This window comes from Shewanella oncorhynchi (genome assembly GCF_030848765.1).
GTDB lineage: Bacteria > Pseudomonadota > Gammaproteobacteria > Enterobacterales > Shewanellaceae > Shewanella > Shewanella oncorhynchi.
Genome location: NZ_CP132914.1, coordinates 4,638,423 through 4,652,045, shown reverse-complemented (window position 1 = coordinate 4,652,045; position 13,623 = coordinate 4,638,423). Strand labels below are relative to the sequence as shown.

Annotated in this window: 10 protein-coding genes and 1 pseudogene; 7 read left to right on the top strand and 4 right to left on the bottom strand. The window is 47.1% G+C overall.

From position 1 onward, the window contains the following. Window positions 1-32 precede the first annotated feature (32 nt). Both RA178_RS20500 and RA178_RS20495 read right to left on the bottom strand, forming a co-directional pair. Window positions 33-431: a nitrous oxide-stimulated promoter family protein gene (locus RA178_RS20500; protein WP_071940633.1), complete on the bottom strand. Its 399-nt coding sequence runs from the start codon at window positions 429-431 to the stop codon at window positions 33-35. 147 nt (window positions 432-578) lie between these two features. After that, window positions 579-938, bottom strand: a complete 360-nt coding sequence (locus RA178_RS20495) for a DsrE/DsrF/TusD sulfur relay family protein (protein ID WP_006083495.1) — start codon at window positions 936-938, stop codon at window positions 579-581. Between the two features lie 273 nt (window positions 939-1,211). On the opposite strand from RA178_RS20495, the gene RA178_RS20490 reads away from it, so the two are divergent. The 7 genes and pseudogenes from RA178_RS20490 (at window position 1,212) to RA178_RS20460 (ending at window position 7,448) form a co-directional block, all read left to right on the top strand. After that, a complete protein-coding gene (locus RA178_RS20490) occupies window positions 1,212-2,048 on the top strand; it encodes a hypothetical protein (protein ID WP_105250487.1) in 837 nt (278 codons plus the stop codon). A gap of 143 nt (window positions 2,049-2,191) precedes the next feature. Continuing rightward, on the top strand, window positions 2,192-2,503 hold the full coding sequence (locus RA178_RS20485; protein ID WP_105250486.1) for a hypothetical protein: 312 nt from the start codon (window positions 2,192-2,194) through the stop codon (window positions 2,501-2,503). Between the two features lie 9 nt (window positions 2,504-2,512). Then, entirely contained in the window at window positions 2,513-3,967 is a 1,455-nt protein-coding gene (locus RA178_RS20480; protein ID WP_306683644.1) for a protein adenylyltransferase SelO, read from the top strand. Window positions 3,968-3,980: 13 nt separating this feature from the next. Then, a complete protein-coding gene (locus tag RA178_RS20475) occupies window positions 3,981-4,313 on the top strand; it encodes a DUF3630 family protein (RefSeq protein ID WP_173913160.1) in 333 nt (110 codons plus the stop codon). Between the two features lie 2 nt (window positions 4,314-4,315). Next, window positions 4,316-5,338 (top strand): serine/threonine protein kinase, encoded by a 1,023-nt coding sequence (locus RA178_RS20470; protein WP_306683642.1) that lies wholly within the window; start codon window positions 4,316-4,318, stop codon window positions 5,336-5,338. A gap of 129 nt (window positions 5,339-5,467) precedes the next feature. After that, the gene (locus tag RA178_RS20465; protein WP_168826000.1) at window positions 5,468-6,076 is read left to right on the top strand and encodes a thiol:disulfide interchange protein DsbA/DsbL; all 609 of its coding nucleotides are present in this window, start codon (window positions 5,468-5,470) and stop codon (window positions 6,074-6,076) included. Between the two features lie 157 nt (window positions 6,077-6,233). After that, a pseudogene (locus RA178_RS20460) lies at window positions 6,234-7,448 on the top strand (IS3 family transposase). Window positions 7,449-7,510: 62 nt separating this feature from the next. On the opposite strand, the gene RA178_RS20455 reads toward RA178_RS20460, so the two are convergent. Both RA178_RS20455 and prpF read right to left on the bottom strand, forming a co-directional pair. Continuing rightward, window positions 7,511-12,037 carry an EAL domain-containing protein gene (locus RA178_RS20455; protein ID WP_306685435.1) on the bottom strand — a complete coding sequence of 1,509 codons (4,527 nt, stop codon included), beginning with the start codon at window positions 12,035-12,037 and terminating at the stop codon, window positions 7,511-7,513. A gap of 370 nt (window positions 12,038-12,407) precedes the next feature. Further along, complete coding sequence (prpF, locus tag RA178_RS20450; protein WP_306683640.1) at window positions 12,408-13,616, bottom strand: 2-methylaconitate cis-trans isomerase PrpF; 1,209 nt, start codon at window positions 13,614-13,616, stop codon at window positions 12,408-12,410. Window positions 13,617-13,623: the final 7 nt, after the last annotated feature.

Below are 13,623 nucleotides of genomic sequence, written 5' to 3'. Positions count from 1 at the left end.
TCAGGGAAATCGGCTCGGTAAAAGTATCGCCGTTAGTTTTTCTGTTGGCTTGCTATGCGCTGATGGCGATTTGAAGCAGCCTCAGGCACAACGCTGGGAACGGGAATGCGTTCCGCGAGTAAGTGTTTGATTGCACGAACGGGATGCGGTAATAACATCCGTGGACCAGAAAAGATCATGATCTCTTTGACGATTTGTTTCTGCGCGGGTTTGTAGCAATGCACTGGGCATTTATTACAGGTGGGTTTGTTTTGTCCGTAGGGGCAGCGATCTAGGCGTGTTGCGGCATAATCCAATAACTCAATGCAATCTGCACATAGGCTCGTCGCGTCTTGGCCTTGGTGTTTCGCCTTGCAATAAATTGTCACCATTGCGGCAATGGTTTGGTGTTCGTACAGGAGTTTGCCCGTAAGCAGTGTGGCTGTGCCCATTGGAATACCTTAGCTTGTCACTCGGATATCCCATCATAGGCAGTGAAATTGGCGCTGACAAAACGAAAGCGCCAATTTATGAAGGTGCGCACAAAATGGGGCTTTAAATAATCCAACTATCCCCAATGTCACACCTAAAAATAAACCTTAGATATGCATCACTTTGTCGGCGGCCAGTGTCCAGCGAGTTAAATCTTGTAGTGTGCCTATGTGCGCACCTTCGATAATCATTTCCGCAGTGACACCTCGTGCTTGAGCGCAGGTCTTGCAAAGTAGAATCGGAACTTGCTGTGCCGAGAGAATTTCAAACATCTGCTGCAGGTTGTAGCTTAAGTCAGGTGTGGTTTGATTTTTGAGTGCGCCAAACACGGCATCTGACATGAGAAAAAGTTTAAGATCGACCGCTTGCTCGTCCTGATCCTTCAGGGCTAATGCGATGCGTAAGCTATTAAATAGCTTTTCTGTTCCGTAGGGACTGGCATGGGCCACGATAAGAATACTTTGCATCAGGTTTTCCTTATATTTGTTATAAGCAGGTGGATGGGGGGATTAGGGAACTCGATTGTGCCAGTCTAGCGCAATTGGCTATAACTATTTGAGCGCAAGATCGTATAAAAAGGCATAAATACTTGATTTGCACCGACACAATGGACTTTAATAGCGGTTAATCTCTGCTCAATTTTTAGCTAGACTCGGTTGCCATGGACACTGTTCTGATGGACGTTGGCAAACCCATTGACACGGCTTCTGATGAGAAGCGGCCATCAAAGGTGAACAAGAATGAAGATCTTAGTCGTATTTATACTGATTGCTGTCGGGGTGTTTTTATTCCTTCGCGCGCAGCGATTGGCGAAAGAAGAACAAGAGGCGATGAAACCCAAGTCGACCACGGTAAAACCTGTAGTTCCCACCGAAGAGGCACCTATTTTCTCCGCTGCTGAGCCCGAGCGTGTAGAACCTGAGCCAGTTAAAAGGGTTGATGATACTGGCGTGGCTGAAGTAGAGCCCGTTATCGAAGTTGAAGCCGAATTAATGCCCCGTGAGACCGAAAGCCCTGCGAGCATTTCGGTGGCGCTAGACACAGATATCATCGAAGTCGATATTCCTGCTGCCCATAATGAAGAGACGGTGATCATTTTAGGCACCACGCCTGCAGATGAACAAGATGACGTTAAGACTGAAGCAGAGCCAGCATCGAACACACGTTCTGAGGTCGGTGCGCCAGGGGCTTGGGCGAATGTGACCTTAGTTCGGGCCTTTGAGGAGTATCAAGGAGCGACGTCAGCCAGTGCTCGCTATATCGCGCTGCAAAATATGATAGCTGAATGCTACAAACAGCGTAAATCGGCGGATTACCTCAACTATGGTGCTCAGTTAGCGGAAGAGTATATTGCACTGTTCCAAGCGGCTAGCGCCGAGCAAGGCAAAGATACTGAGCTTAAATCTTCCGGTTTCCTGCATTTAGCCACCTTGCTAAATGATACCCAAGCCTTCGATGCCGCCATTGTCATCTGTCGTAAAGCACTCGAGCTTGGGCTGAGCGATGGCACTGTCACTGGCTTTGAGGGCCGAATCAACCGGATTGAGAAAGCACAGACTAAAGCAACCACGGCTTGATATGTTGTAGGGAGCGCTTAGCGGGTAAACCCTTAGTCGAAAAGCGGTTATTTCCCTCGTCTAAGCAGTGTAGAATCCCTGCTAACTGAATGCGCAAAAGGCGAACTAAGGTTCGCTTTTTTTATGGGCTTAATAGGGGAAAAATGAAACTAAGCTATGCCTTACCGAATGTCTTATTCGGGCTTGGATTATTGCTACTCAGTGGCTGTACTAAAACCCCAGAATGGACCCTATTTTATTATCCCGATGTGAGTGCCATTCCGGTGACACCTTTGCAGGCCGAAGATATTAATGGTTACTACGATTCTCTAGAGCAATGCCAGAGCAAGGCTCATGGTATGCAACGTCTAAGTCGTTCTGGCGTGAGTGGTTTTGGCCTTGGATCTTATCAATGTGGGCACCTATGCGAGTTCGACGATAAGTCGGTGCTGGTTTGCAAGACCATGAGCCAATAGGTGGACAAGATGAAGTTTAAACAGGATTTTTTTACTCAGCTGCCTGAGTTTTACTCGCAAGTATATCCACAAGGGATAACTAAGCCTGAATGGCTGGCATGGAGTAATGACGCCGCGCAATTGATAGGCTTAAGCCAACCCAGCGATGAGCTGTTATTGGGCTTATCTGGCAATGCTGCCGTCGATGGCGCGACCTACTATGCCCAAGTGTATAGCGGCCACCAATTTGGCGGTTACACGCCGCGCTTAGGGGATGGACGTTCGATCATTTTAGGTGAAGCGATTGGTCCAAATGGCGCATGGGATGTCGCCCTTAAAGGCGGCGGTCCGACGCCTTATTCGCGCCGTGGTGATGGCCGCGCCGTGATGCGCTCTGCCGTGCGTGAGTTTTTAGTCTCTGAGGCGCTGCATCATTTACATGTGCCGACGACTCGCGCTTTGGCCGTGATTGGCTCTGACTTGCCCGTATGGCGTGAGAGCCAAGAAACCGCAGCCATTACCGTACGTTTAGCTCGCAGCCACATTCGTTTCGGTCATTTCGAGTTTTTCTGCCACAGTGAGCGCGGTCGTGCCGATAAGCTGACTCAATTACTCAACTTCACTATTACTCAGCATTATCCCCATTTGAGTTGTGATGCCGCAGGCTATAAAGCGTGGTTTTTACAGGTAGTGCAAGATACCGCTAAGATGATTGCCCATTGGCAGGCGGTCGGTTTTGCCCATGGCGTGATGAACACAGACAATATGTCGATTCTAGGTGACAGTTTTGACTTCGGTCCCTTTGCGTTCCTCGATACATTCCAAGAAGACTTTATCTGTAATCATTCTGATCCCGAAGGTCGCTATGCCTTTGGTCAGCAGCCGGGCGTCGGTTTGTGGAACTTGCAACGTTTAGCGCAGGCGCTCACACCTGTGATCCCATCCGATGACTTAATTGCCATTCTTAATCAATACCAAGAGGCGCTAGTGCAGCCTTATTTGCGCTTGATGCGGGCAAAACTAGGTCTATCTGCAGTTGATGTTTCGTCGGTGGAGCAGGACAAACAGGATCTCGAACTTATAGGTCGATTTACTGTGCTGATGGAGAAAAATCAACTCGATTACACTCAGACTTGGCGTCAATTAGGCAAGTTAGATCCAACCAGCAAACACAGTGCGCTGCGGGATGACTTTATCGATGTCAGTCAGTTTGATGCTTGGTATCAAGCCTATCAACAGCGATTGGGCGCGGTGGCTGATATCCCTGCGTGGCAAACTGAGCGCAATAGTGTGAATCCCAAATATATTTTGCGTAACTATTTAGCCCAAGAGGCGATAATCGCAGTAGAAGAGGGTAATCTTGCGCCGCTGCATTTGCTGCAAAAAATCTTAACTCAGCCCTTTGCCGAACACGCAGAGCATGAAGACTTAGCCAAGCGTCCACCGGACTGGGGCCAAGGTTTGATCATGTCATGTAGTAGTTGATGGGATAACAAGCATGAAATTACCAAGCACACATTTAAAAGCCATGAGCTTAGATACCATTAGTTTAGATAAAAGCGCCTTAAGTTTAGCGGTCAGTGCGGATATCGATTTTGATCGTTTCGCCGATTTTGCCGAACCTTTAGCTGCGGCGCTCGATTGCACTGTGCGCGAGCGTCAGTGGGGCGCCGACAGGCATCAATGGTTATTAGAATTTGAAGGCAGCCAGTTATGGCTCAATTATGAGTTTTACGGCAACATTTGCTGGCTCTCGACCGAACGAGAAGCCGATTTTGAGGTGCTGGAATACTTAGCCACTTTGCTGCAACCTCACCTAAGAGTGAACTGAATATGAGTCAGAATATGACGCCACCGGCCACGAGTTCCAGTGGTGCAGAGTTCCATTTTCAAGCCCTAACACCGGATTTGATCTTAGATGCGATCGAAAGTCTGGGCGTGTACCCGGAAACGGGCTTACTCGCGCTGAACAGTTACGAGAACCGCGTGTATCAGTTCCGTAGCGATGAAGGACTGCGCTATGTGGTGAAGTTCTATCGCCCAGACCGTTGGAGCGATGCGCAGATCCAAGAGGAACATGATTATGCGCTCGCACTCGCGGCAGAAGATATCCCGATTGCCGTACCTGTAATTATCGAAGGCCATACGTTACACAAGTACCAAGGTTATCGATTTACCCTGTTTCCTTCCTTGGGTGGTCGCGCCTTCGAAGTCGATAATTTAGAGCAGCTGGAATTAGTGGGTCGGTTCATCGGTCGGATACACCAGTACGCGGCGCAAACGGTATTTGCTGAACGTGAACCGCTGAATCCGCAGATTTTAGGCGCCGAGCCGCTCGCGTGGTTAAAGCAATCTAATTTGGTGCCTAATAGCCTACGCTTGCCGTTCTTTACCGTAGTAGAGCAGGTGCTGGCTAAGGCGAATGCGATTTGGGATCGCCAAGATTTTGCGGCCATTCGTTTGCACGGCGATTTACACCCAGGCAATATTTTGTGGATGCCAGACGGTCCCGGATTCGTCGATTTAGACGATGCTCGCATGGGGCCGGCGATTCAAGATTTATGGATGATGCTAACCGGGGATAGAGCGCAGCAACTGATGCAGCTGGAGATTTTACTCGAAGCCTATGAAGAATTTTGTGAGTTTGATACAAGACAGTTAGCCTTGATTGAACCGCTGCGGGCGCTGCGTATGGTGCATTACAACGCGTGGATTGGCCGTCGCTGGGACGATCCGGCCTTCCCGATGAACTTCCCGTGGTTTGGGGATGAAAAGTATTGGGAACAGCAGATTTTGGCGTTCAAAGAGCAATTATTTGCCCTTAGCGAACCACCACTGAGCCTAGTGCCGTATTAGCATTGAGCAAAATATGATTTCACAGACGTATCTTGTGACATTAGATTGAACTCTTAAGCTTGAGTTACACTCAAAAAATGGAATATGTTAGTCTCCAGCCAATTTATCAAAATGATTTAAGGAATTTTCATGAAAAAAGTATTACTCATGGCCGCGGCTCTGTTACTGGCGCCACTGGCAGTATCGGCTGTGGAATACCAAGAAGGTGTGCATTACACAGTGATTAACGATGGCCCAGCAACAGCGAAGCCTGAGATTACTGAGTTTTTCTCTTTCTATTGTCCGCATTGTTTTACTTTCTCTAAAACCGTAGTGCCAAAAATTCTCACCGATAAGCCAGAAGGCGTTGCGTTTAACCAAGCACACGTTGATTTTATCGGCAAAGAGATGGGGGTTGAAATGTCACGCGCATTTGCAGTCGCACATCAGTTAAACGTCGATGAGAAAATGGATGCGGCGTTATTCTCTGCTATTCATGAGAAGAAACAGCATTTTACTAATCGCGATGATGTTCGTGCTGTGTTTATTGCTAACGGTGTCGATGGTAAAACCTTCGATGCGGCTGCAGAGTCTTTCATGGTAAAGGCGCAAATGGCAAAGATGAAGCGTGATACTGAAAACGCTAAGCTGACGGGTGTACCTGCTCTGGTTGTTAACGGTAAGTACCGTGTTGAAACAGGGGCAATCAAATCCTACGACGAGCTGTTAGAAATTGCTTTCTACCTAGCAAAAAAATAGTTCGATAGGCGTTACCCGCACTGCTGTCATATGAGCGGATGATAATGCTGTATCGATTGCACACAATAAAAAAGCGCAATATAATTGCGCTTTTTTATGTTTTAATGACCCGTCCTAAATAGCGTTGACACTTTTCAAACTCATTTTGGAGAGTGTGATGACTTCAACAATTAAACGAACTCAACGTGATTATTCCCTCGCTTTTAAATTGGCCGTTGTCGACCAAGTTGAAAAAGGCGAGCTGACCTATAAGCAGGCCCAAGACAAGTACGGTATTCCAGGTTGTTCCACCGTGTTAGTTTGGCTTCGCAAACATGGAAAACTGGATTGCTCCCAAGGGACACCGTCTACATCAATGCGAGGATATTTAATGACTGAGCCCACCACTCTCACTCCCGAGCAAAAGATAAAAGCACTCGAAGCCGAACTTGAGGATACCCGCATGAAAGCCGCGTTCTTCGAAGCCATTGTCGAAAAACTTAGCACTGACTACGGGATTTCTGTCGTAAAAAAGCCACGCGCGAAACGCTCCAAGAAAAAACGGCCATAGGGTATCGCGTCACCCAATGCTGCCGCTACCTCGGGATTAGCGTCAGGCGTATTATCAGCAATGTCAGCGGCAAAAAATATCAGAGCAGAGGGAGCAACATGTATTGCAAACGGTGCAATATGAACGCTTGTTTCAACCTCGAATAGGTACACGCAAGTTACAGTATTTACTGAATAAATCGCATCAAATAGTGATTGGGCGAGACCGGTTATTTAGCAGCCTCAGAGCGCATCGTTTGTTGGTCGCGCCTAAACGGGCGTACCATAAAACGACTCACAGTCATCATCGATTTAGGTGTCATCCCAACTGGCTTAAGCCCAGTGAGCAACAGTGGACATCACTCGCTCAGAACAAGTCTGGGTGGCTGATATTACCTATCTGCCACTGCAAGATAATGAAGCCTACTGAAGCCTGGTGACCGATGCCTGGTCACGAAAAATCGTGGGCTATCATGTTGATGATAATCTCAAAACAGATGGTGTGCTAACAGCGTACAAACAGGCACTGAGGCAGCGGCAAGACAAAGGTAAACCGCTGATACACCACTCAGACCGAGGAATACAATACTGCTCAAACGCTTATCAAGCGGTTCACACTCATCATGGTGTGACATGCTCAATGACAGACGGATATGACTGCTATCAAAATGCGTTAGCAGAGCGAGTAAATGGCATATTGAAGCAGGAGTTTTTAACACATAAGCCAGCAACGCTGCAGGAGGCACGACAGATGGTGGCAGAAGCGGTCGCCATCTATAATCAACGACGGCCCCATTTGGCCTTAAAATACAAAACGCCCGATGAGGTTCATCAGGCGTTTTAGGTGGAAATAAGTGTCAACTTATTTCAGGACTAGACAAATGTTTTTGTTGGTAACGCCTTAAATCAAAGTGGCTGTGGCTTAGATTGATTTTTGAGTAAGGTTAAACAATCTTCGGCATTTAAGGGTTTACTCAGTAAAAAACCTTGTACTTGATCGCAGCCTTGCATCGCCAAGAAGTTGAGCTGTTCTTGGGTCTCTACGCCTTCGGCGACGACATTCAGTTCTAAGCTGTGAGCGAGGGCAATAATGGCGCTGGTGATGGCGGCATCGTCGGGATCGTTGGTGATGTCTCTGACAAATTCTCGATCGATTTTGAGTGTGTCTATCGGGAAGCGTTTGAGATAGCTTAGGCTCGAATAACCCGTCCCAAAATCATCCACGGCTATGGTCAATCCTAGGGCCTTGAGTTTAGATAGGATGCTGACCGACTCCTGCGGATTGCCCATGATCATTGATTCAGTAAGCTCAAGCTCAAGGGATTGAGCCGGGAGACCTGATACGGCTAAAGCGACTTCGATGGTGGAGATAATGTCCGCCTTCAGTTGGCGAGCCGATAGGTTGACGGCGATAGTGATCCCGTTAAATCCTAGGCTATTCCATTCGGCTAATTGCTGGCAGGCGTGGTTGATCACCCAATGGCCAATTTGAGTGATGATACCCGTTTCTTCCGCCAGTGGAATAAATTCCACAGGTGAAATAGGACCAAGTTCAGTGTGATACCAACGTAAAAGTGCTTCCAGTCCTGTGAGTGAACCATCTCGTAAACAGAATTTAGGTTGATAAACTAAGCTTAGTTCTTTGCGTTGGATAGCTTCCTTTAAACCACTTTCGAGTTGTACATGACGGGTGGCGATTTCATTTAACTTAGAGGTATAAAACTGAAAGTTATTTCGACCTGATGATTTTGCGTGGTACATGGCGGTATCGGCAAATTTAATCAGTGAGTCGGCATTGTCCGCATCGTTAGGGTATAAGCTGATACCAATTGAGGTCGAGATGGTCAGCGTTTTATCGTCCAATAGGAAGGGCGTTTGGAATGCTCTGAGCACTTTTTCTGAGATCAGGGTTGCGGCTTTTGTTTTCGCAACACCTTCTAAAATAATAGTAAATTCATCGCCACCTAAGCGTGCGACAGTATCGCCATCACGCACTGCATTTTGCAGTCGTCTTGCCACGGCTTTCAGTAACAAATCCCCGACATGATGACCCATAGAGTCGTTGATATGTTTAAAGCGGTCGAGGTCTAAGAACAGCAAGGCAACGATATTATTCGCTCTGTGCGCTTGAGTAATCGCGTGGTTGAGCCTGTCTTGAAATAAGGTTCGGTTCGGTAAGCCAGTTAATGTGTCGAAGCTGGCGAGGAAACGCAGATCTTCTTCGGCTTTTTTCCGCTCTGTGATGTCAGTAAATACTGCAACGAAGTGACTGGTTTCGCCTTTGATATCGATCACTTGGTTGATTTCAAGCCAGACTAAAATGGCCTGACGTTGTTTATTGCGGATCCACAGTTCTCCTACCCAATGTTTGTGACGCAGTAGCTGTTGTTCAATTGTATTGAACAACTCCCGCTGTTGGCGACTAAAGGCTAAGTGAATGAAATGCCTGTCGGTTATTTGGCGTTCTGTGTACCCTGTAATGGCACAAAATGCTGGGTTGACCGAACGAATTCGATAGTTTAATCCTCCCACTACAACGGCTTCGTTCATACTGTTGAGCACTTGTGATGACAGTACTAACTCGTTTTCAATCAGTTTGCGCGAGGTAATGTTACGATTGGTCCCTGTCATGCGGATCGGATTATCTAGGCTGTCTTTTTCCACCACTTTACCGCGGTCTAAAATCCATACCCAATTACCGGGGGAGCGTTCGACTCGGTACTCTGCTTCGAAGAAAGGCGAACGACCTTGAAGGTGTTCGTTAAGCTCAAATTTGAATCTTTCCCTATCCTCTGAGTGCATGCTCTCATGGGCTATATTGCTGCTATTCCAATGGGGGACTGAAGAATCCATATTGGTACGATAGACGCGATTTTCTGGTATGTTCCAGTCCCACATGCCATCGCCAGAGGCCCAAAGTGCAAGTTTGAGTCGCTCCTCTGAGGCGCGGATACTGGTTTCAAATTCGCGCTGTTGCTGGCGTTTTCTTTTACGCCAGATAATGATCCAAGCCAACAGCCATAGAGAGAGCAAGCTATAGAGGGCGTAGGCGAACTGAGTTCGATAGAAGGGCGCTTGTACATGAAGATCGACAGAAAGGGCGTAGTCACCTTGAGTGTTGTATTGCAGCCCATGGCGAACATGCAGTTGGTAGTGACCAGGATTAATATTGGTGAAGGTGATTTCATTACCTGTGGGGAGCTCATGCCACTCGTTATCAAATCCCTCAAGAAAATAGCTGAAGCGGTTTTTACCCGTATAGCTGAAATCCAATGAGGTCACCTCAAAACTGATCAGCTGATCGCTATAGTCCATTACTATGCTAGGTGGATGGCTCAAATCGAGAATAGTGTGCCCTTTACCCGCAATACTATAGCCAGTGAGTGCGACTTTAACATCGGGTCGTTGATCTGGAATTGACTTTGGATTGAAACGATTTATGCCATTAATGCCACCAAACCAGAGATCGCCATCGCTGTCTTCAAGTTTTACGCCACCGTTAAACTCCAGTGCTTGTAGCCCTTCTTGCTCATTAAATATGATGACACGATTGGTTTTAGGATTGAGCTTTCCTATCCCCGCATTACTACTAAACCAAATGTTGTGTTCTTGATCCTCGAGTAAGGCATAGATGGTATCACTTGGTAATCCCTGATTGCGGGTATAGTGGCTAAAACCTGCATCGGCCTCTTGGGACGGTAACTTGCTGATCCCACCATGGGTGGCAAACCATACCTCGCCCGATTTTGTGACTAAAATATCGCGGACACGGTTGTTGATCAGGCTGTTTTTGTCTGAGGATTGATGGAAGTAGGATTTACCTGTGCCTGTTTTCATATCCAGCTTAAGCAGGCCATCGAGAGTACCTATCCATAGCGTGTCTTTGTGTGTTCTGAGGATTAAAAACTGGTTTTGTGCTGGATAGAAATTATCAATATGTGCCAATGAGATAAAAGTAAATTCATCGGTATCTATCGCCTTACGGTAGAGGGCATTGGTTGTTGCCACCCAGAGGCGACCTTGCTCATCAATATCTAAACTACGGATATAATTGGTTTCTGAGCCTTGATCAGTGCGTTCTGTCACCTTGAGTAATTGGAAGTGGCCATCTAGCGCCAGTCGACCTAACCCATAGTTAGTGGCAAACCAAAGCACGCCATTTTTGTCTTGGTCTATATCTCGCAGGATAAGATTCAAGTTGCGTTGATGCATCCCTAAGGCGTTAGCAAAGAGCTCCGTGTAGTGTTCATATTTTCCATTGGCTAACATGCGTTTAAGCCCAGCACCTTCGGTGCCTATCCATAGCGCATTATCTTGGCTGCGGAACAAGGTGCGTATGTTGTTACTTTGTTGCGACAGGTTAGGGGTGGATTCGTAAATATGCTGAAAATACTGACGGCGCGTATTTATTTTATCTAGACCAGAATAACTGGCACCTAACCATAAATTGCCAAAGGGATCTTGCAGTAAGCTCAGTATGTTATTTTCACTGATACTGTTGGTACGCTTAGGATCATACCTGTGGTAAGTCGCAATAAATGCCTTATCGTTTCTCTCGAGTTGAATAAGACCGGCTTCTGGCCCAACAACCCAAAAGTCACCCTGCTCAGTTTGGATAAAATCTTTAATGTAAGGCACATTATCGTCTGTCTGCCAGAGGATTTCGCCCTGTTGTGAGGCCAAGTTGTAATGCCATAATTGCTCTCCCAGAGCTAAAGTGATCGCATTAGCGGAATGTGCCCTAATTTGATGTGCAGTGAGATTCTGCGGGACATTTAAGCGAGTAATAGTATTGGCACTGACAGCAAAGGTGCCGCTATCTTGTGTTCCTGCCAGCAGGTAAGTGTCTTCAACATTGGCTAAGCTGGTGATGTGGGGTTGAACACTATTACCTAAGTTCACTTGGGTAATGCGTTTGGTTTTGGTCGATAGGGAAAATAGTCCTGCTTTAGTACCAATCCAGAGTGTATTGCCTACAACGCTGAGTTTGGTTGTGCGTGGATCGGTAAGCCCTTGTTCTTGGCCAAAGTGTTCAAAGGTCCCTGTGCTCAAATCGAGTCGATTTACCCCTTGGCTGAAAGTCGAAACCCAGATATTACCTTCTGAGTCTTGAATAATGTCAGATACATAGCTCTCAGAAATACTCCTCGGATCATTGGGTGAATGGGGGAAAATATTGAAGCTGTGACCGTTATAAGCATGCAAACCATCTTGAGTGCCAATCCATAACATACCTGCATTGTCCATAAACAGGCTAGTAATCGTATTTTGGGTAAGGCCGTCTTCACTGCGAATATGTTCAAATTTGAGCTGTGTGGAAGCCGCGCTCAATGGTTGAGCTAATCCATTGCACGAGATCCCCCACAAACTTAGGATAAAAAGCGTACTTAGCATTAGCTTGTGGATTAGTTGACTCAAATTTTCCCCTACCAAAAACGGACCCATCCTGATTAGGTTTCTATTTAGTTTAGTTCTTAGCCTAGACCTTACATGCCATTTTGCTGTAAAAATGCGACTTAAATTGCTGACTTGGTTTAAAAATAACCAAAATCGATGGGCGCGATTCTGTAATAGATCATGCAATATATTAACTGTACCGTTTTACTGCCAATATTCTTTTTATGACGAGTTTGTATTCTGGCGTTTTTGCTAAAGGATCTTAGCATTGTTTCAGGTATGTCAACATATCATGCTAAGACAAATACGGGCGAAGCAGATTAAAATGATGGGCGAGAATAGAAAAAAGACCTTGCCGGAAGGGGGAGAAGCAAGGTCTTTGGTTGAACAGTTTACTTAGATAAAATTACGCAGCGGGCACCCGCACAAAACCTTCCATCAGTACGCGGGCGCTGCGGCTCATAATGGCTTTGACGACTGTCCATTCACCATTCACTAAGTTTGCCTCGGCGCCAACGCGCAAGGTGCCAGAGGGATGACCGAAACGTACAGCATCTATCGTTTTTTGAGTGTCTCCACCGCTTGCGGCTAAGTTGACTAAAGTGCCGGGAATTGCCGCCGCCGTACCAATCGCAACGGCAGCCGTGCCCATCATCGCGTGGTGCAGTTTGCCCATAGACAAGGCGCGTACCAGTAGGTCAATTTCATCTGCATTGACGGTTTTACCGCTCGATGACACATAGGCTTTAGGCTTAGCGACAAAGGCGATCTTAGGCGTATGTTGGCGTGCAACAGCTTCATCAATATGTGAAATCAAGCCCATACGTACGGCGCCATAGGCGCGAATGGTTTCAAATTTGGCAAGGGCGGCATTGTCACTATTAATATCATCTTGTAGCTCTGTGCCCGTGTAGCCTAAGTCTTCTGCGTTGATAAAAATGGTGGGAATGCCCGCGTTGATCATAGTAGCGTTAAAGCTGCCAATGCCCGGCACTTCTAGCACATCGACAACATTACCCGTAGGGAACATGCTGCCACCGCCGCCATCCTCGTCAGCAGCCGGATTCATAAATTCGATTTGCACTTCGGCGGCAGGAAAGGTCACACCATCGAGCTCAAAATCACCGGTTTCTTGCACTTCACCCTGGGTGATTGGCACATGGGCGATAATCGTTTTGCCTATGTTGGCTTGCCATATTCGGACTGTGCAGATGCCATTGTGTGGAATGCGGGCCGTATCAATTAAGCCATTGCTGATGGCAAAGGCACCGACAGCGGCGGTCAAGTTGCCACAGTTACCGCTCCAATCGACAAAAGGTTTATCGATCGCCACTTGGCCGAAGAGGTAATCGACATCGTGATCGGTTTGGGTGCTAGGGGAGAGGATTACAGTTTTGCTGGTGCTCGAGGTGGCTCCGCCCATGCCATCGATTTGTTTACCGTAAGCGTCTGGGCTGCCTATCACTCGCAGTAACAAGGCATCACGTGCGGGACCTGCAACTTGTGCGGCTTTAGGTAAATCCTGCAGACGGAAAAACACGCCCTTGCTGGTGCCGCCGCGCATATAGGTTGCGGCGACTTTGATTTGTGGCGCGTGGATTGTTGAAGCATTCATTCATTAA